Source organism: Bacillus sp. ISL-46 (genome assembly GCF_018613205.1).
In genome coordinates, this window is the sequence record NZ_JAGGQR010000021.1 from 35,750 (window position 1) to 53,592 (window position 17,843).

Consider the following 17,843-nt stretch of genomic DNA (forward strand, 5'->3'; position numbering starts at 1 on the left):
GAATAGATTAAAAATGCGCTAGAGTTAGCTCTAACGCATTTTTGATTTGCGTAAAGTTGTAAATTAGCAATCGACACGTTGGTAATTTTTATTGAAATAGCCATATAAGAAATCAACAATCTTGTAATCAGTTGGTTTGTGTTGTTCTAAAATAAAGTTGCGAAGTGAAATGGTCGTTGGATCCTCCGCGTGAATGATTTCGCCCCATTTACGTGCTGTTGTTTGTACCATTGCAGAACGTGGAATTCGCATTTCTTGGTATGCTTTAAATGCTTCTTCGTAAGTATTATGTTCTTTTAATTTCGCACCTAGGACAAACGCATCTTCAAATGCTTGAACGCCGCCTTGAGCTAAATATTGAAGCATAGCATGACCAGAATCCCCTAATAGCGTAATGTTGCCTTTTGTCCAATTGTCGATTGGTTCACGGTCAAACATTTGCCAACGGAATTGACGGTTAATGTAAGTTAAAGCGTTTTGAACTTTTGGATGACTATTTTCAAAACGACGTGTAAGTTCTTCTGGATTTCCCCAGTCTTCTACAGTAGCATCATAGGATTTAAATACTACTACTTGGTTGTAAAGCTCACCACGACGAACTGGATATTGTACTAAGTGTAGGTTTGGCCCAATCCACATGATGACATCATCTAAGTCTAAGTTTGAGTTATTAGCCACTTCTTCAATTGGAATCGTTCCACGGTAAGCTACATAAGCAGAGTTTACTGGTTCATCATCAATCAGTAGCTTACGCATTTTTGATTTTACCCCATCCGCACCAATCACTGCTTCTGCACTAAACGTTTCACCATTTTGGTTGGCAATGGTTACAGTATCACCGTTTTGTTCTGCCGTTTGAATGGTTTGGTTTGTAAAGAATTTGATATTCCTGCGTTTTTGACATGCTTCATATAGAACTCTGTGTAAGTCAGAGCGATGCAATACGACATATGGTTGGCCGAATTCTTTTTGGAAACCTTCCCCTAAATCAAGAGTTGCTAACTCTTCTGCAGTATAAACATCTTTTAGAACAAGACGTTTTGGTACTACCGCATGCTTTAAAATTTCTTCCTTTACTCCTAGACGGTCTAACACTTCTAAGGCGTTTGGTGCTAACTGAATACCTGCACCTACTTCTCCAAATTCAGGTGCTTGCTCAAAAATTGCTACTGATTTACCAGATTCCTGGATTGATAGGGCTACGGCTAAACCACCGATTCCTCCACCTACTACAATAATATCGCTTACATTAGTCATTGAAAATTCCTCCCAAATAAGTTATTATCTTCTACAAATAGTGAACAATGTTCTTGATAAGTAAACTTTAAATCATCTTTCACTATTTCGTCAATACAAAAATTTTTAAATTCTGAAATTTCTTTTAATCAATTTATCTACTACACTATCCAATATCAACTGAAAAGAGGGGGATCATTATGACAATTGAAACGAAAACAACCGGTGTTCAGTCATTACAAATTGGGTTAAACATATTAGAAATCTTAGCAATGGATAAAGAGCCTCTAAAGTTTACTGATATTCAAAACCGAACTTCTATGACAAAAGGTAATTTATATAAATATTTGGCAACACTATGCCAATTTGGATTAATCAATCGTAATCCTCATACAAACACGTATACGCTTGGACATAAATTAGTACAGTTAGGAAATATTGCTTTAGGTCAAACTTCTTTAATTGAAGTGGTTATACCCTATTTCAAAAAGATCACCGAGCACACGAGCCTAACAGTACTACTGGCTGTTCCTTCGATAAAAGGTCCACTCATTTCATATATTTTAAGTGCAGATTATGGAATAAATATCGGAGCACAAATGGGGACACACTTGCCGCTCTCCTCCTCAACCGGCGTCGTTTTTTCTGCTTTTGAAAATGATGTCCTCATGAAAGAATGGGAAGAAGAAGAATTATCCCAGCTCAATGAAAGTGAATTACAGCAATATCAAGGTGAAAAGGAAAAAACAAGAGAGTTGTTTTTTGCATCAAAAACTGAACCGCTAATCAATCATGTCTCTTCTTTTAGTGTCCCTTTATTAAATTTCAACAATGAACTGCTCGGTGCCATTACCATCGTTGGTATTACTGAGACAGTACCAAAATCAGCGGACCATCCGATTGGACAATACGTTCTCAAAACCGCAAAGGGAATTTCAGAATATTATGGTTTCATAGAATAATCACCTACTCTTCCATCTGCGTTTTAGCATGAAGTTCTTCTATAGAAGTTTATGCTTTTTACTTTGTAATCCTGAATATTTGAGGAGATATGAAATGATAATAGGATTTTATTTTTTCTGAAAACAAATAATATTGACAATCTTATCAAAATCTATTAATATTTTTTATAAATAGTGAACTAGTTTCACAATTAGTGAAAACGAGGAGGACAACAATGAAACTTATTAATTTTACTGTCGCTGGGCATACTCGTGCAGGGGCAATCGTGGACAACCAAGTAATCGATTTAAACTATGCGTACCAAGCACAGTTAAAAGCAGAAGGAAAGTACCGTTTCGAAGCCATCGCAAAAGCATATGTGCCAGAAAATACAGACGAGTTATACCAAGGTGGTAAAGAATCACTGCAACTAGCGCAAAATGCAATCGATTTCATTTTAGCTAATCCTGAAAGCTTTGATAAAAAAGTGATTTACAATCTCGAGGATGTTAAGGTAGAAGCACCTGTTCAACGGCCAGGCAAAATTATTTGTGTTGGTCACAACTACCGCGAGCACATTTTAGAAATGGGTCGTGAACTCCCAACCCACCCAGTTATTTTTGCAAAATTCGCTAATACCATTTTAGGACCCGAGGACGATATTCCACACTATCCAATTTCTGACCAACTTGACTATGAAGCAGAGTTTACTTTTGTTGTTGGCAAACAAGCACGCAATGTTTCCGAAGAAGATGCATTAGACTATGTAGCAGGTTATACCATTACAAATGACGTCACCTATCGTGATATTCAACGACGCACTCTTCAATGGTTACAAGGAAAAACAGTTGAAGGTAGTGCACCGATGGGACCCTATTTAGTAACTTCCGATGAGTTACAAAATCCATCTGGCTTAGATGTTGTTCTAAAAGTAAATGGGGAAATACGTCAAAAAACAAATACTGCGAATCTAGTATTCTCCGTTCAAAAATTAGTAGCTTTCTTATCCAATTTAATGACATTAGAGCCAGGGGATGTTGTTTTAACAGGAACTCCTGGGGGTGTTGGAGTTGCGATGAATCCTCCGCAATTCTTAAAAGATGGAGACGTCGTTCGGATTGAGATCGACCAACTTGGTGCGCTCGAAAATAAGGTAAAGGCAACAGATGTCTTAGCCACTGTATAATTAGGATTTGCAAGGGGTCTAGCAGCATACGCTGCCCCCCTTTTCGCTATAAATTTGAATAATAAAGGAGAATGTGAAATGGCTGAAGTAAATCCAGAAGTTCAGGAGTTTATGAAAAGCTCAATTGTAACCGATTACACAAGAGATATTCAACAATACAACTTAGGACCTCTTTGGGAAGCAATTCCAGCAATTATGCACAAAACGCCAAAGCCTCAGGCACAAGCTTATCTTTGGAGCGATGAATTACTCAAAAAGAAAATGGCTGAAGCCGCTCAAATCTTCACTCCAGAACGCGGTGGGGAACGTCGTGCGATTTATTTCCAAAATCCTGGCTTAACTTATCGTGAACCTTGGGGATGGGGATCTACTACTCAAACGATTTATGCAGCTATTCAAATGTTATTGCCTGGTGAGCAAGCTCCCTCGCACCGTCACTCACAAAGTGCCTTGCGCTTCATTTCTGAAGGATCAGGTGCATACACGATCGTACAAGGTCAGCGTATTTTCATGGAAGAAGGCGACTTTTTAATTACTCCAAAGGGCTTATGGCATGGGCACGCCCATTTAGGTACAGAGCCGATGTATTGGATGGATGCTTTAGATATCCCTACTCTTTACGCAATCGGTGGTACCTTCTTTGAACCTTATGAAGATGGTTTACAACAACCAGATATTCCAGATAACTTTTCAGAGATCCGTTATCGTGGCGGCATGGTTCGTCCTGTTGGTGATGAAAAATTCACAGTTGCTCCACTTGCTAATTATAAATGGGATCGAACGGTAGAAGGAATTAAAGGCTTGATGGAATTCGATCCAAATCCACAGCATGGATATGCAGTAGATTACATTAACCCATCTACAGGTAAATCGGCGAACCCGACGCTTGGCACTCGAATGCAGCATTTACCACATGGGTTCCAAACAAAGGCATTACGCCATACACACTCAACTGTTTACCAAGTACACAAAGGTTCAGGTCACACAGTCATTAATGGCATTCGCTTCGATTGGAAAAAAGGCGATTACTTCGTTGTTCCAAACTGGGCTTGGTATGAACACTCTGCATCAGAAGACTCTTACCTCTTCTCAGTAAACGATTTACCAATTATGAACCGTTTCGACTTAGAACAAGAGCAATTGTTTGAAGAAAACAACGGCCACCAAAAAATTACTGGCGAATTTAAAGCGGACTTCCGTTAATAGAATGATTTAAAAAAACGCTCAATTTGAGCGTTTTTTTTCATTTGCAAATTTGAAACTGCCCTAACCTATTAAAGGTAAGCCTTTATGACCACTTCACTAGTGAATTAAGTAATATACCCACGGCAAAAAGCAGCAGCATGATATGTGTGTAGTTTAACGTACGCTTTCGTTTATTTTGAAGAAAAATCAATATCCAAAGAATAGCTAAAACGATATGAATAAAGTCCAGTACATGTTCATCTCCTGCCATTAGCACCATCTCCTAGGATCTTCGTTTACATGTGTTTCCGAAAATCCCCCGATATCCCATCTTCCTTATCTTTTGAGCCATTTTTAGGCTCCTATCTTCCGATACCAAATGATCATTTAAACAGGGGCAACCACCTTATGAAATCCACTCATGCAAATACAATCGTTTTATTACCATGAACAAGTACTTTATCTTCAACATGCCAGGAAACGGCTTCGGCGAGAACTCTTTTTTCCACATGACGTCCCGCTGTCTTTAAATCCGCTACTGTATAGCGATGATTAATACGCTGTACATCTTGTTCAATAATTGGTCCTTCATCAAGATCATTTGTTACATAATGGGCAGTTGCTCCTATTAACTTCACCCCTCGGTTAAACGCTCTTACATAAGGATTTGCCCCAACAAAAGCCGGTAAGAATGAGTGATGGATGTTAATGATTTGTTTAGGATATTGCGAAATGAAATTAGGAGAAAGAATTTGCATATACCTGGCCAAAACAATAATATCTACTTTCCCTTTCAATAGTTCAAGTGCTTTCTGTTCGGCATCTCCTTTCGTTTCTTGAGACAGCGGGATATGATAAAAAGGGATCCCGTAACCCTCAACCAATTCTTTTAAATCAGTATGATTACTGATCACCATAGGGATATCCACAGGAATTTCATTAGATTTCCACCGCCAAATAAGCTCACTGAGACAGTGGTCCGCTTTGGAAACAAAGATGGCCATTCGCTTTCTTCTTTCATTACTGCTCAATTGCCAATCCAAAGCATAATCCCGCGCCATCACATGTAGATCTTTTTCAAGTTTTTCAAATGTAGAGTCAAATTCTTCCAAATCAAACTCGATCCGCATAAAGAATATTCCTGCTTGTGGATCCGTTGTATGTTGGTCAAAATGTACAATATTCGCTTTGTGTTCTAATAAAAAATTCGTTACCGTCGAGATAATCCCCGGCTTTTCCGGACAAGAAATTAATAATTTTGCACGGTTCAGCTTTACCTTTGTGTTCATTGCTCTTCCACCATCCTTAGGATTATGATTGATGTTATTTTATGCATGAATTGCCTTTCCATCTACGGCAAGAGCAGCTTCACCAATTGCTTCAGCCAATGTCGGGTGGGGATGGATCGTATGAGCAATATCCATGGCGGTTGCGTTTAATACACGAGCGAGGCCTATTTCTGTAATCATATCCGTTACATGTGGACCTACCATATGAGCTCCTAACAGCTTATTCGTTCCTTCTTCAACAACCAGTTTGACAAAACCATCTGATTCACCAAAAACCAATGCCTTTCCGATGGCACGGAATGAAAATTTACCAGTTTTTACTTGATACCCTTTTCCCTTTGCTTCTCCTTCTGTGAGCCCAACACTTGCTACTTCTGGGCTGCTGTATACACATTTTGAAACAAGAGTCGAATCAAGTGGTGCAGGGTTTTCTCCTGCCATATGTTCAATCGCGATGATCCCTTCATGTGAGGCAACATGGGCAAGCTGCAGGCCGCCAATCACATCACCTATAGCGTAAATGTTTGGTTCATTCGTTTGATAAAACTCATTTGTTTTAATAAAATCACGATCTAGATCAATGGTAGTATTTTCAAGCCCAATGCCTTCCGTATTTGGTAATCGCCCTACGGAAACTAAAAGCTTATCAGCAGAAAACGGTGTTTCTTTTCCTTTATGCTCCGCTTTAATCGAAACACCCTCACCTTTTTCAAGTGTCTCAGGCAGCACCTTTGCACTAGTGACGATTTTCACACCTTTTTTCTTCATTAAACGCTGGATTTCCTTTGATACATCTTGATCTTCTGTTGGTAATATACGATCGGCATATTCAAGTACTGTAACTTGTAATCCGAAGTCCACGAGCATCGATGCCCATTCGATTCCAATCACTCCGCCGCCAACAATGATAATCGAATATGGAAGCTCCTCCATTTTCAAGGCTTCATCCGATGTCATCACATAGCTTTCATCTACTTCTAGGCCATGGAGTGTTCTTGGACGAGAGCCTGTTGCAATCAAAATATTCCGGGGGCTTAAAATGATTTCCTCTTCTTGATTATTCAATTCCACTAGAACATCTTTTGACTGCAAGATACTACCTTTACCATCATAAACATCGATCTTTCCTTTTTTCATTAAATGTTGGACACCTTTAAATAGCTGAGCCGTAATTTCTTCTTTCCGAGCCTGTACTTTTGAGAAATCAAGTCCAACTTCTGAGGCAATGACACCATACTTATCTACATTTTTTGTTTGAGCGTACACTTCTGCGCTTCTTAATAAAGCCTTACTAGGGATACAACCAGCATGAAGGCATGTTCCACCGATTTTTCCTTTTTCAATAACCGCCGCTTTTAAACCTAATTGGGAAGCGCGAATGGCAGCAACGTACCCGCCTGTTCCACCGCCGATAATAACAACATCATATTCTTTTGTCATCTTCGTGTCTCCTTTAATAAAAATATGTAAACATATCTATAGGAAAACTTGGTTTAATATCATCATAAAACAGTTCAAACTCCAATCCGTATTACACCTCAACAATGTACCTATTAAACAATTTCAATTGCACATGCACTTGAGGCAAAGCTTTCTCCAACTAGAAAACCGTGTTCAGCGCTATAATCGATTTGTGTTTCTTCATTTATATAGCGTTTTGTAAAACGATCCAGCAAAATCTGAATCCCATCCATCTCAATGATAAAATCGTTTCGTCGTGGTTCATCAAATACAATGGAAAACTTAACAGTCATACCACATCCGCCAGCGACTTCGGCGTCAATCCGGGGAGTCTGGTCTCCATTGACTACCATTTCCTTTAGCTTGTTCATGGCTTCTTTTGTCATTTTTATCATCATAGGACTCCTCTCCCCCTATTTTAATTGATTACGCATTCGCTTTTGCTGCATTGACCTGTTCGTCAGCATGATAAGAGGAGCGAACGAGCGGACCGGCCTCGCAATGACTAAAGCCTTTTGACATGGCAATGTTCTTTAGTTCTTCAAACTCTTGTGGACTCCAGTATTTATGGACTTTAAGATGATGTTTGGTTGGCTGCAAATATTGACCGATTGTCATAATATCTACATTGTTTGCACGAAGATCGTCCATCGTTTCTATAATTTCTTCTTTTGTTTCTCCTAGACCAATCATAATACTTGATTTTGTTGGAATAGTAGCATTCATTTCTTTTGCTCGTCTCAAAAACTCAAGGGAACGTTCGTAAGTTGCCCGTGAACGAATTCTTGGTGTTAAACGTTTCACTGTCTCAATATTGTGATTTAAAATGTCTGGCCTGGCATCCATTAATGTTTTTAAGTTGTCATATTCACCCTTCATATCGGACGGGAGGACTTCAATGCTGCAGAATGGATTGCGGCGTCTTACTGCCCGTACCGTTTCAGCAAATACCCCGGCTCCTCCATCCTTTAAATCATCACGAGCAACGGCTGTAATCACGACATGCTTTAAGCCCATCTGCTCCACTGATACAGCAACACGTTCTGGTTCTTCCCAATCAAGCTCTGTCGGCAGCCCTGTTTGAACCGCACAGAATCGACAGGCACGCGTGCATACACTTCCTAAAATCATAAAGGTTGCGGTTTTACGTTCCGCCCAGCATTCATGAATGTTTGGGCATTTCGCTTCTTCACAGACCGTATGTAGCTTTTTTTCACGCATCATTTTTTTTATGCCAGTATATTGTTCATTCGTATTTAATTTTATTTTTAGCCATTCCGGTTTGCGAACATGATCAATAGACATATCTTCCACTCCTATGAACAGTCATGAAGTTTTTGGTTTATTTTAAACCACCAAGAATGACATAGTGAGAAAATTCATTTTCTCTATATCTTCATTCTCAGTGGTTCATGTTTACCCATTCGTTTAAGACATTACGGTTTCTCTTTTTACTGCTTCTTCTTTTGTATAACGTAAGATTGGTGTTCTAGCTGCCTGTACTTCATCCAAGCGGCCAATAACCGTAGTATGTGGTGCGTCTAATACGACACCTGGATTTTCTTCCACTTCTTTTGCAATTTGAATCATGACATCCGCAAAAGCATCTAGTGTTTCTTTTGACTCTGTTTCTGTCGGTTCAATCATCAAACATTCCTCCACATTTAGCGGGAAGTAGATGGTAGGTGGATGGTAGCCAAAATCAAGCAGACGTTTGGCCATATCAAGTGTTCTTACACCAAGTTTTTTCTGTCTTGATCCAGATAACACAAATTCATGCTTACAAATTTGTGAATACGGTGCCTCAAAATACGGCTCGAGTTTTTTGCGAAGATAATTCGCATGTAGTACTGCACTTTCCGACACTTGACGTAACCCCTCAGGTCCCATTGTGCGAATATAGGTGTACGCACGTAATAGAATACCGAAGTTTCCATAATATCCTTTAACTCGACCGATAGATAGCGGTTGGTTAGAATCTAGCACATATACCTCATTCACTTTCTCAACACGCGGTACTGGTAAAAACGGAATCAGTTTCTCTTTCACACCGACTGGACCTGCACCTGGGCCGCCGCCCCCATGAGGTGTAGTAAATGTTTTATGAAGATTTAAGTGCACGATGTCAAAGCCCATTTGACCCGGAGTAGATTTCCCTAAGATGGCATTCGCATTAGCTCCATCATAGTATAATAAGCCGCCTGCTTCGTGAACAACCTTAGCGATTTCTACGATTTCTTTTTCAAACAGGCCGAGAGTATTTGGATTTGTTAGCATTAGTGCTGCTGTATTATCATTTACATGCTTCTTTAATTCTTCTAAGTCGACTAACCCATGCTCATTGGATGGAATCGTTATCGTTTCAAAACCGGCAACCGATGCACTTGCAGGGTTTGTTCCGTGTGCGGAGTCTGGAACAAGGACTTTCGTTCTCACCTCTCCTTTTTGCTTATGGTAGGCTTTGACCATCATTAACCCTGTCCATTCACCTTGAGCTCCTGCTGAAGGCTGTAAAGTCACTGCATCCATTCCTGTGATGACAGCTAACTCTTCCTGTAATTCATATAAGACCTCTAGTGCGCCTTGTACTGTTTCTGTTGGCTGGTATGGATGAATGCGGCTAAACCCTTCCAAACGAGCTACATCTTCATTAATTTTCGGATTGTACTTCATCGTACAAGAACCAAGTGGATAGAAGCCATTATCGATCCCATGGTTTTTATTCGAAAGCGCTGTGTAATGACGAACAAGCTGCAACTCTGATACTTCCGGGAGTTCTGCTGGTAGGTCACGAATCAAATGCTTGGGAAGTTTATCATTTAGATCAACAGTATCAACGTCACTTTCCGGAAAGCTTGATCCAACACGTCCTTGACGACTGATTTCAAAAATTAGGTCATTATATTCAACCATTTACAACTGCCTCCAATACCTCGATAAATTGGTCAATCTCTTCTTTTGTCCTCTGCTCTGTTACTGCTAGTAGCATTTGATTTTCTAAACCGTAATCCGTTCCTAAATCAAACCCACCGATGATACCTGCCTCAAGAAGTTTGGCATTGACTTCCTTTACCGGACGAGGAAGCTTAACAACAAATTCATTAAAGAATGGCGCTTTATTCATAATGGTAAAGCCTTTTTTATTTAGAGATTTTGCCATGTAATCTGCTTTTTCAAAGTTTAATTGGGCCATATGACGAATTCCTTGCTTTCCAAGTGCACTCATACAAACCGCAGAAGCAAGTGCATTTAATGCTTGGTTTGAACAAATATTGGATGATGCTTTATCACGGCGAATATGTTGTTCGCGTGCTTGCAGGGTTAATACAAATCCGCGTTGTCCTTTTTCATCTTTCGTTTGCCCGACAATTCGTCCTGGAATTTTTCGCATGAATTTCTTACTTACCGTAAAATAACCGCAGTGTGGGCCGCCGAAGGACATCGGGATTCCTAATGGCTGCATATCCCCAATCACAATGTCTGCTCCAAGTTTACCAGGAGCCTGCAAGAGTGCCAGTGCCAATGGATTGGCGCTTACAATTAAAAGCGCTCCTTTTGTATCCGCGATATTCTTAATTTCTGCTAGATCCTCAATGGAACCGAAAAAGTTTGGGTATTGAACAATAACAGCAGCAGTGTTTTTATCAATTTGTCCTTGCAGCTTCACTAAGCTTGTCTCATCATCAGTAAGATTGACGTCTTCAACTATATAACCTTGGCCATCTGCTACCGTATTTAAGATGGCACGTGATTCAGGATGAACTGCCTTTGACACAAGTACTTTGGAACGCCGTGTTGATGCAACAGCAAGTGATGCAGCTTCCGCAAGAGATGTAAAGCCATCGTACATCGAAGAATTGGCCACATCCATTCCTGTCAGTTCACAAACCATGGTTTGGAATTCAAAAATCGCCTGTAATTCACCTTGGCTGATTTCCGGTTGGTATGGTGTATAGGCTGTGTAAAATTCGGACCGTGAAATCATATGATTGACCACACTTGGAATATAGTGATCATAGGTTCCTGCACCAAGAAAGGTTGGGTAATGATTAGCATTTTTATTTTTGGAAGCAAGTTGATTCATTTTTTTCAAAAGAAGCGGCTCAGGCACAGCCTCTGGAATAGGTAGCTCACCATTTAATTGAATTTCAGCTGGAATATCTTCAAATAACTCATCTATCGAAGAAATATTTAAAAAAGCGAGCATTTCCTCTTGATCTTGTTTCGTATCAGGGAGGTATCGATAAGTGGAAGTCATTTTATTCCTCTCCTTCATTAATAAATGCTTGGTACGCATCTTCATTTAAAAGTGATTCCAATTCTTCAGGATTGGACATTTCCACTTCTACTAACCAACCTGCTTCAAATGGATGTTCATTAATCGTCTCAGGTGCATCTCCTAACTCTTCGTTTACAGTAACAACCGTACCTGATACAGGAGAGTATAGGTCAGAAACTGCTTTTACTGATTCGATGGTCCCCATTGATTCATTCGCTGTAACTTCATCATCCACTTCTAAGGTTTCAACAAAGACAATATCTCCTAATTGCTTTTGTGCAAAATCAGAGATTCCAATACGTACTCGATTTCCGTCTAATTGTAATACCCACTCATGTTCTTTGCTATATAGTAAAGTTGCTGTCGCTTTAGTCATTGTTTCTCTTCCTTCCGATTGTAAATTCAAGTTTGATCATTCAGGTCTTGATTTCATGTAAGTTTACGTAACAGTCGGCCTGCCTATCATCTTTATGCAAGTTAGCCAGAGAACTCTATCACTCTATTAACCCTTTTTATAGAACGGTGTTTTAACAACAACCGCCTCAATCTGCTTATTACGGATGACCACTTTTAATGGTGTTCCCACTTCTGCATGTTCTGCGGATATTAGTGCAAGGCCTATGCTTTTCTTTAAAGATGGTGATTGGGTTCCTGATGTAACAACACCAATTGCCTCTCCACCTTCTGAAACTACTTGATAACCGTGGCGTGGAATCCCCCGGCCTGTTACCTCAATTCCTACTAATTTTCGTTTTAATCCGGCTTCTTTTTGTGCTGAAAGTGCGGATTTACCGATAAAATCACTTTCTTTTTTCGTTTTTACGGCAAAGCCGATTCCAGCTTCAAGGGGACTAATATCACTTAATAGCTCTTGACCATAGAGTGCAAGACGTGCTTCTAAACGAAGCGTGTCACGTGCACCGAGGCCACATGGTTTTAAGCCATCATCACTTCCTACTTCTAAAAGCTTTACCCAAAGTGCTTCGACTTGTGCAGCATCTAAATAAAGCTCAAAACCATCTTCTCCTGTATAACCTGTACGAGATACGAGCACATCTGTAATCCCGTCCAGGTTGACATGTTGAGCAAATTTAAATGGGCCAATTTCTGATAGATTTGCTTCCGTTAACTTTTGTAAAATACCTTCAGCCTTTGGACCTTGGATGGCAAGCTGTGCAATGTCATTCGAAATATTTTGGAGCGTCACATCTCCTTTTACATGCTGCTTCATCCATTCATAATCTTTCTCAATATTTCCGGCATTAATGACGAGTAAATATTTTTCATCCGCTAATTTGTACACTAATAAATCATCGACTGTTCCGCCGTCTGGATAGCACATTGCTGTGTACTGTGCTTGATCGATACTAAGCTTTGTTACATCGTTAGTGACAAGGTAGTTAATGTAACTCTCTGCATCTTTGCCTTCAACAAGCACTTCACCCATATGTGAGACATCAAAAAGACCTGCTTTTGTTCGAACCACCTCATGCTCATCTAAAATGCTGGAAAATTGTACTGGCAATGCCCAGCCTCCAAAATCAATGACCTTCGCACCTGATTTTCCATAAATTTCAAAAAGTGGTGTTTGCTTTAATGCTATTTCTGTCCCCATTGATAGACCCCCTACTTATGATTTCCTACAAAATAGTCGTTCCTTCACCTGTTTACCTGTTTCTGTCGTTGCTAGACCTCCAAGCGCTGTTTCCCGAAGTGTCCGAGGCATATCTTTTCCAACCCTATACATCGCTTCAATTACTTCATCACACGGAATGCGACTTTCAATCCCAGCAAGAGACATATCAGCCGCTGAAAATGCGATGGAGGTTCCAATCACATTTCGCTTTATGCAAGGCACTTCAACAAGACCTGCTACTGGATCACAAACTAAACCCAAGAGTGACTTCATGGCAATGGCCGTCGCATTCACTGCTTGCTGTGGCGTGCCCCCTTTTAACTCAACGATTGTTCCTGCGGCCATGGCTGTTGCGGATCCTACCTCTGCTTGGCAGCCTCCAGCCGCCCCCGAAATGAATGAACGATTTGCAATGACAAACCCGAGCATACTTGCTGTGAACAACCCCATGACTAAATCTTTATAGGGTGTGCCATCATTTTTATGAAGCGAAAACAATACACCAGGCAAAATACCGGCTGCCCCAGCAGTTGGCGTGGCTACAATAACCCCCATCCGTGCATTGCTTTCAGAAGTTGCCAATGAAAAGCTCATTGCATTGCTTACATAACTACCTGACAGAGATTTACCTTGATGTACGTAATCATACATTTTCACGGCATCCCCGCCAGAAATTCCACTCGGTGCGGTTGAGGCATCTTTTATACCGCTATCAACGGCTTCTTTCATTTTGATCAATCGCTCTTCCATCATGCTAATAATGGTTTCTTGGTCTCTTCCTGATTTTTCTGTTTCCATCATCAACATGATTTCACCAATGGTTTTTTGTTCTCTTTCACAAGCTTCAATCAGCTCTTTCATGGACTGTATCTTCATTAAATTGCCTCCATAAGTACTTTCCCTCTTGGTTGATAAGAACTAGCAAGGACTGTAAAGTCATCGCCTGCACTTAAACGAATATCTACCATCTTCTCGTTAATCATAAAGATTTTTGATAAGCCTCCACCAAGTGATGCACCGCCAACCTTTACAACACGATCTTCGTATTTCACTGTCACGATTGTTGTATTTGGGTGGTCATAGTAGTCACAGATATCTTCAAATTCGAAATTGTACTGCATGCCAACCTCTTTTGCCCACTCCAATGAATGTTTAATGCGTGTATCATCGGTATCCATCCCAAGCAATCCGCCAAGAAGTGCTTTATCTGTTCCATGTCCTTGATAAGTTTCAGCAAAGGAATCATAAAATACAATATTGACCTCTTGTGGACAATCTCCTAACAGTTCATAAATAAATTTCCCGATAGATACGACACCTGCTGTATGAGAACTCGACGGTCCCACCATAATCGGGCCAATAATGTCAAAACAACTCTGAAATTCCATCCTCATACCCCTTTCTTATACTGTGATTGCCTGTTGAAATAACGGATAGACGCCACAAATTGCTTTGGTTGTTTCTTTTGCTTTCTCAAGTACGACTTTGTCCCCTTTGCTCTTCAAAACAGCTGCGATAACTTTCCCGATTTTCACCATATCATCCTGTTTCATACCTCGTGTCGTTAAAGCCGCTGTTCCCATGCGAATACCGCTCGTAACAAACGGCTTTTCTGGATCAAATGGAATCGTATTTTTATTTACAGTAATGCCCGCTTCTTCTAATAATTTTTCTGCTTCTTTTCCAGTTAAATTCCACGGACGTAAATCTAAAAGGACGATATGATTATCCGTTCCACCAGAAACAAGGGCTGCACCTTCATTTTTTAATGTTTTGCCTAGTGTGTCGGCATTTAGAATGATTTGTTTCGCATATTCCTTAAAGCTTGGCTGCAATGCTTCATTGAATGCAACCGCCTTAGCTGCAATAATATGCATTAACGGGCCGCCTTGAATCCCTGGGAACACCGATTTATTAATGGCTTTTATCATCTCTTCATCATTTGTTAAAATAATGCCGCCGCGCGGTCCTCGGAGCGTCTTATGCGTAGTGCTCGTTACAACATCTGCGTATGGAACCGGCGATGGATGAAGACCAGCTGCAACAAGTCCCGCAATATGCGCCATATCTACCATGAATTTTGCGCCAACTTGATCAGCAATTTGTCTAAACCGTGCAAAATCAATCGTTCTAGTGTAAGCACTTGTACCTGCAATGATCAATTTCGGTTTTTCTTTATTCGCGATCGCTTCCAGTTCATCATAATCAATCAATTGAGTATCTTCTCTCACACCATAGGAGACTACCTCAAACCATTTTCCTGAAACACTAACAGGACTTCCGTGCGTTAAGTGTCCGCCATGTGAGAGGTTCATCCCCATCACTTTATCACCAGGTTGAAGCAGAGCGAAAAATACAGCAAAATTTGCTTGTGCACCTGAGTGAGGCTGAACATTGGCATATTTAGCACCAAACAGCTGAGTTAGGCGGTCAATCGCTATTTGTTCTGCCACATCGACAAATTCACATCCGCCATAGTAACGCTTCCCTGGATAGCCTTCTGCATATTTATTCGTCATCACACTTCCCATTGCTTCTAAAACATCTTGGCTTACGAAGTTTTCAGATGCGATCAACTCCAATGTTTGATGCTGACGATGCTGCTCTTTCCGAATTGCTTCAAAAATAGTTGAATCATTTTGTTGTAAACTCATCCCGTTTCCCCCTTGATTCGTTGTTTTAGCTACCTCTATCTGTGTTTAACCTCGGATTTTATCTGTTCATTCTCAAGATAAAATCTGAAGCGAAACATACTTTTTTGCACGCAAAAAAGGACAGAAAAGGGTAGCACATGGCTTACTTCTACCCTTCTCTGTCCTTTTACCTGAGAGTTTAAGTTCGATTAAGAACCTTCCCCTTTGGTGGCAAATACTTTATCTGCGCTCTCCAGAGTTGCGTCCAATTGTGGTTCCATCTACCTGAGAGATTTGTTCCAAGGGTCTTTTTGGAACTTGCTCCTTCGGTGGCGTGTAAACTTGCACTCTCCCACAACCATCTTCCGCTTATTTATTTTTATTATTTTCAGAATAATAGTAAATGCAATCTAAGTCAAGCTTTTTTGAAAGCGGAAACATTATTTATTAATAAAAGTTATTTTTTTGGGTTGCCACTTAATTTTCTGCTACTTTTTGTTGATTCTCCTGATCCGCATAATTCTCCCGATCCGCATAATCCGCCTTCTTTATCAACATCTTATAAATCGCAATCAGCATGATAAACCAGACAGGTGTTACGAATAAGGCAACACGAGTGTCTTCCGCAAGTGCAAGTACGACAAGCACGAACGCTAGGAAGGCAAGGATTAAGTAATTGGAAAATGGATAAAGCGGCAATTTAAATTTGTTCACTTTCGCTAGATCTGGTCTGGTTTTGCGGTATTTCAAATGACTGACGACAGTAATACCCCAAATAAAGATGAAACATACTGTAGAAATACTTGTAATCAGCGTAAATACTCCTTCTGGCATTACATAGTTCAACACAATGGCAATTAAAATAACAACAGTGGAAAAGAACAATGCATTGGAAGGTACCTGACGAGAAGTAAGTTTTGCAAATGGTACAGGTGCATTTTTATCTCTGGCAAGTGAGTATACCATCCGGCTTGTACTGAAAATGGCGCTGTTACATGCCGATGCTGCAGATGTTAGAACGACAAAATTGACGATACCAGCAGCTGCAGCGATACCAACCGCCACGAATACTTGAACGAATGGGCTTTTCGCTGGATTGATGGCGTTCCACGGATAAATACTCATAATGACAATAAGGGCGCCAATGTAGAAAATTAATACCCGAATAGGAATATTATTGATTGCTTTTGGGATAACTTTTTCCGGGTCTTCTGTTTCACCAGCAGTAAGTCCTACAAGTTCAATGCCAACAAACGCAAACACCACCATCTGGAATGAGAGAATAAAGCCATTTATGCCATTTGGGAACATGCCGCCGTGACTCCATAGATTCGTGAAACTGGATGCGCCTGAATTTGTGGAAAAGCCTTTAATAATCATGAAAATCCCGATAACAATTAATGCAAGAATCGCAATAACTTTAATTAATGCGAACCAGAATTCCATTTCGCCAAAAAGCTTTACGGTTGCAAGGTTCATGATTAGCAAAACGACTAGTGCAATTAATCCTGGCATCCATTGTGGTACATTTGGAAACCAAAACTGAGTATAGAGACCAACTGCTGTTAAATCGGCCATAGCGATTGAAATCCAGCAAAACCAGTAGGTCCAGCCAGTAATAAATGCTGCCATATTACCTAAATAGTCTCTAACAAAGTCAACAAAAGAATGATATTTCAAATTGGATAAAAGCAGTTCTCCAAGTGCACGCATGATTAAAAAGCAAATGACACCTGTAATCAAGTAAGCAAATAAAATCGATGGACCTGCTAAATGAATAGATCTACCTGCTCCAAGAAATAATCCTGTTCCGATAGCCCCGCCAATAGCGATAAGTTGAACGTGCCTGTTTTTTAAACCTCTCGACAATGTTTGTTCCTGCATATGAATTCCCTCTTTCTACTTTTTGAGAATGTTTAATATTTTATTAGTCAATTCGGCAGAAATAAGCGCTTACATTTTTCTGAAAATTATACTCAACAGGACAATCATGATG

The 17,843-nt window shown here is 40.2% G+C and carries 17 protein-coding genes and 1 riboswitch; of the genes, 3 read left to right on the forward strand and 14 right to left on the reverse strand.

What is annotated here, in order from left to right; genetic code table 11:
• Positions 1–63: 63 nt before the first annotated feature.
• Entirely contained in the window at positions 64–1,257 is a 1,194-nt protein-coding gene (locus J7E67_RS13560; RefSeq protein ID WP_214732080.1) for an FAD-dependent monooxygenase, read from the reverse strand.
• A gap of 179 nt (positions 1,258–1,436) precedes the next feature.
• On the opposite strand from J7E67_RS13560, the gene J7E67_RS13565 reads away from it, so the two are divergent.
• The 3 genes from J7E67_RS13565 (at position 1,437) to J7E67_RS13575 (ending at position 4,567) form a co-directional block, all read left to right on the forward strand.
• Positions 1,437–2,198 carry an IclR family transcriptional regulator gene (locus J7E67_RS13565; RefSeq protein WP_214713427.1) on the forward strand — a complete coding sequence of 254 codons (762 nt, stop codon included), beginning with the start codon at positions 1,437–1,439 and terminating at the stop codon, positions 2,196–2,198.
• A gap of 215 nt (positions 2,199–2,413) precedes the next feature.
• Positions 2,414–3,364 (forward strand): fumarylacetoacetate hydrolase family protein, encoded by a 951-nt coding sequence (locus tag J7E67_RS13570; RefSeq protein ID WP_214713426.1) that lies wholly within the window; start codon positions 2,414–2,416, stop codon positions 3,362–3,364.
• A gap of 78 nt (positions 3,365–3,442) precedes the next feature.
• A complete protein-coding gene (locus J7E67_RS13575; RefSeq protein ID WP_168244344.1) occupies positions 3,443–4,567 on the forward strand; it encodes a cupin domain-containing protein in 1,125 nt (374 codons plus the stop codon).
• 85 nt (positions 4,568–4,652) lie between these two features.
• On the opposite strand, the gene J7E67_RS13580 is transcribed toward J7E67_RS13575, so the two are convergent.
• The 13 genes from J7E67_RS13580 to J7E67_RS13640 all read right to left on the reverse strand — a co-directional run bounded on the left by J7E67_RS13580 (position 4,653) and on the right by J7E67_RS13640 (position 17,731).
• Positions 4,653–4,820: a hypothetical protein gene (locus J7E67_RS13580; RefSeq protein ID WP_168244345.1), complete on the reverse strand. Its 168-nt coding sequence runs from the start codon at positions 4,818–4,820 to the stop codon at positions 4,653–4,655.
• Positions 4,821–4,968: 148 nt separating this feature from the next.
• Positions 4,969–5,838, reverse strand: a complete 870-nt coding sequence (gene purU / locus J7E67_RS13585; protein WP_214713425.1) for a formyltetrahydrofolate deformylase — start codon at positions 5,836–5,838, stop codon at positions 4,969–4,971.
• Positions 5,839–5,877: 39 nt separating this feature from the next.
• Positions 5,878–7,278, reverse strand: a complete 1,401-nt coding sequence (gene lpdA, locus J7E67_RS13590) for a dihydrolipoyl dehydrogenase (protein WP_214713424.1) — start codon at positions 7,276–7,278, stop codon at positions 5,878–5,880.
• Positions 7,279–7,391: 113 nt separating this feature from the next.
• Complete coding sequence (locus J7E67_RS13595) at positions 7,392–7,697, reverse strand: iron-sulfur cluster biosynthesis family protein (RefSeq protein ID WP_214713423.1); 306 nt, start codon at positions 7,695–7,697, stop codon at positions 7,392–7,394.
• 28 nt (positions 7,698–7,725) lie between these two features.
• Positions 7,726–8,604, reverse strand: a complete 879-nt coding sequence (lipA, locus tag J7E67_RS13600) for a lipoyl synthase (protein ID WP_214713422.1) — start codon at positions 8,602–8,604, stop codon at positions 7,726–7,728.
• 123 nt (positions 8,605–8,727) lie between these two features.
• The gene (gcvPB, locus tag J7E67_RS13605) at positions 8,728–10,212 is read right to left on the reverse strand and encodes an aminomethyl-transferring glycine dehydrogenase subunit GcvPB (protein ID WP_214713421.1); all 1,485 of its coding nucleotides are present in this window, start codon (positions 10,210–10,212) and stop codon (positions 8,728–8,730) included.
• Positions 10,205–11,557: an aminomethyl-transferring glycine dehydrogenase subunit GcvPA gene (gene gcvPA, locus J7E67_RS13610; protein WP_214713420.1), complete on the reverse strand. Its 1,353-nt coding sequence runs from the start codon at positions 11,555–11,557 to the stop codon at positions 10,205–10,207. The genes gcvPB and gcvPA overlap by 8 nt, the downstream gene beginning before the upstream one ends.
• A 1-nt stretch (position 11,558) precedes the next feature.
• Positions 11,559–11,954 (reverse strand): glycine cleavage system protein GcvH, encoded by a 396-nt coding sequence (gcvH, locus tag J7E67_RS13615; RefSeq protein ID WP_214713419.1) that lies wholly within the window; start codon positions 11,952–11,954, stop codon positions 11,559–11,561.
• A gap of 126 nt (positions 11,955–12,080) precedes the next feature.
• Positions 12,081–13,193: a glycine cleavage system aminomethyltransferase GcvT gene (gcvT, locus tag J7E67_RS13620; protein WP_214713418.1), complete on the reverse strand. Its 1,113-nt coding sequence runs from the start codon at positions 13,191–13,193 to the stop codon at positions 12,081–12,083.
• A 15-nt stretch (positions 13,194–13,208) separates the two neighbouring features.
• On the reverse strand, positions 13,209–14,090 hold the full coding sequence (gene sdaAA / locus J7E67_RS13625; protein ID WP_098934092.1) for an L-serine ammonia-lyase, iron-sulfur-dependent, subunit alpha: 882 nt from the start codon (positions 14,088–14,090) through the stop codon (positions 13,209–13,211).
• Positions 14,090–14,602: a serine dehydratase beta chain gene (locus J7E67_RS13630; protein WP_214713417.1), complete on the reverse strand. Its 513-nt coding sequence runs from the start codon at positions 14,600–14,602 to the stop codon at positions 14,090–14,092. Before J7E67_RS13630 ends, sdaAA begins: the two co-directional genes overlap by 1 nt.
• A 15-nt stretch (positions 14,603–14,617) precedes the next feature.
• Entirely contained in the window at positions 14,618–15,868 is a 1,251-nt protein-coding gene (glyA, locus tag J7E67_RS13635; RefSeq protein ID WP_214732082.1) for a serine hydroxymethyltransferase, read from the reverse strand.
• Between the two features lie 241 nt (positions 15,869–16,109).
• Positions 16,110–16,212, reverse strand: a riboswitch (glycine riboswitch).
• A 112-nt stretch (positions 16,213–16,324) separates the two neighbouring features.
• On the reverse strand, positions 16,325–17,731 hold the full coding sequence (locus J7E67_RS13640) for an amino acid permease (RefSeq protein ID WP_214713415.1): 1,407 nt from the start codon (positions 17,729–17,731) through the stop codon (positions 16,325–16,327).
• Positions 17,732–17,843 lie beyond the last annotated feature (112 nt).

Bases quoted from the DNA above. Each gene is read 5' to 3' on its own strand.
- sdaAA (WP_098934092.1), bottom strand. From the start codon at position 14,090: ATGAAGATACAGTCCATGAAAGAGCTGATTGAAGCTTGTGAAAGAGAA.
- glyA (WP_214732082.1), bottom strand. From the start codon at position 15,868: ATGAGTTTACAACAAAATGATTCAACTATTTTTGAAGCAATTCGGAAA.
- lipA (WP_214713422.1), bottom strand. From the start codon at position 8,604: ATGTCTATTGATCATGTTCGCAAACCGGAATGGCTAAAAATAAAATTA.
- purU (WP_214713425.1), bottom strand. From the start codon at position 5,838: ATGAACACAAAGGTAAAGCTGAACCGTGCAAAATTATTAATTTCTTGT.
- gcvPA (WP_214713420.1), bottom strand. From the start codon at position 11,557: ATGACTTCCACTTATCGATACCTCCCTGATACGAAACAAGATCAAGAG.
- lpdA (WP_214713424.1), bottom strand. From the start codon at position 7,278: ATGACAAAAGAATATGATGTTGTTATTATCGGCGGTGGAACAGGCGGG.
- gcvT (WP_214713418.1), bottom strand. From the start codon at position 13,193: ATGGGGACAGAAATAGCATTAAAGCAAACACCACTTTTTGAAATTTAT.
- J7E67_RS13560 (WP_214732080.1), bottom strand. From the start codon at position 1,257: ATGACTAATGTAAGCGATATTATTGTAGTAGGTGGAGGAATCGGTGGT.
- J7E67_RS13640 (WP_214713415.1), bottom strand. From the start codon at position 17,731: ATGCAGGAACAAACATTGTCGAGAGGTTTAAAAAACAGGCACGTTCAA.
- J7E67_RS13570 (WP_214713426.1), top strand. From the start codon at position 2,414: ATGAAACTTATTAATTTTACTGTCGCTGGGCATACTCGTGCAGGGGCA.
- J7E67_RS13575 (WP_168244344.1), top strand. From the start codon at position 3,443: ATGGCTGAAGTAAATCCAGAAGTTCAGGAGTTTATGAAAAGCTCAATT.
- J7E67_RS13580 (WP_168244345.1), bottom strand. From the start codon at position 4,820: ATGGCAGGAGATGAACATGTACTGGACTTTATTCATATCGTTTTAGCT.
- gcvH (WP_214713419.1), bottom strand. From the start codon at position 11,954: ATGACTAAAGCGACAGCAACTTTACTATATAGCAAAGAACATGAGTGG.
- J7E67_RS13565 (WP_214713427.1), top strand. From the start codon at position 1,437: ATGACAATTGAAACGAAAACAACCGGTGTTCAGTCATTACAAATTGGG.
- gcvPB (WP_214713421.1), bottom strand. From the start codon at position 10,212: ATGGTTGAATATAATGACCTAATTTTTGAAATCAGTCGTCAAGGACGT.
- J7E67_RS13595 (WP_214713423.1), bottom strand. From the start codon at position 7,697: ATGATGATAAAAATGACAAAAGAAGCCATGAACAAGCTAAAGGAAATG.
- J7E67_RS13630 (WP_214713417.1), bottom strand. From the start codon at position 14,602: ATGGAATTTCAGAGTTGTTTTGACATTATTGGCCCGATTATGGTGGGA.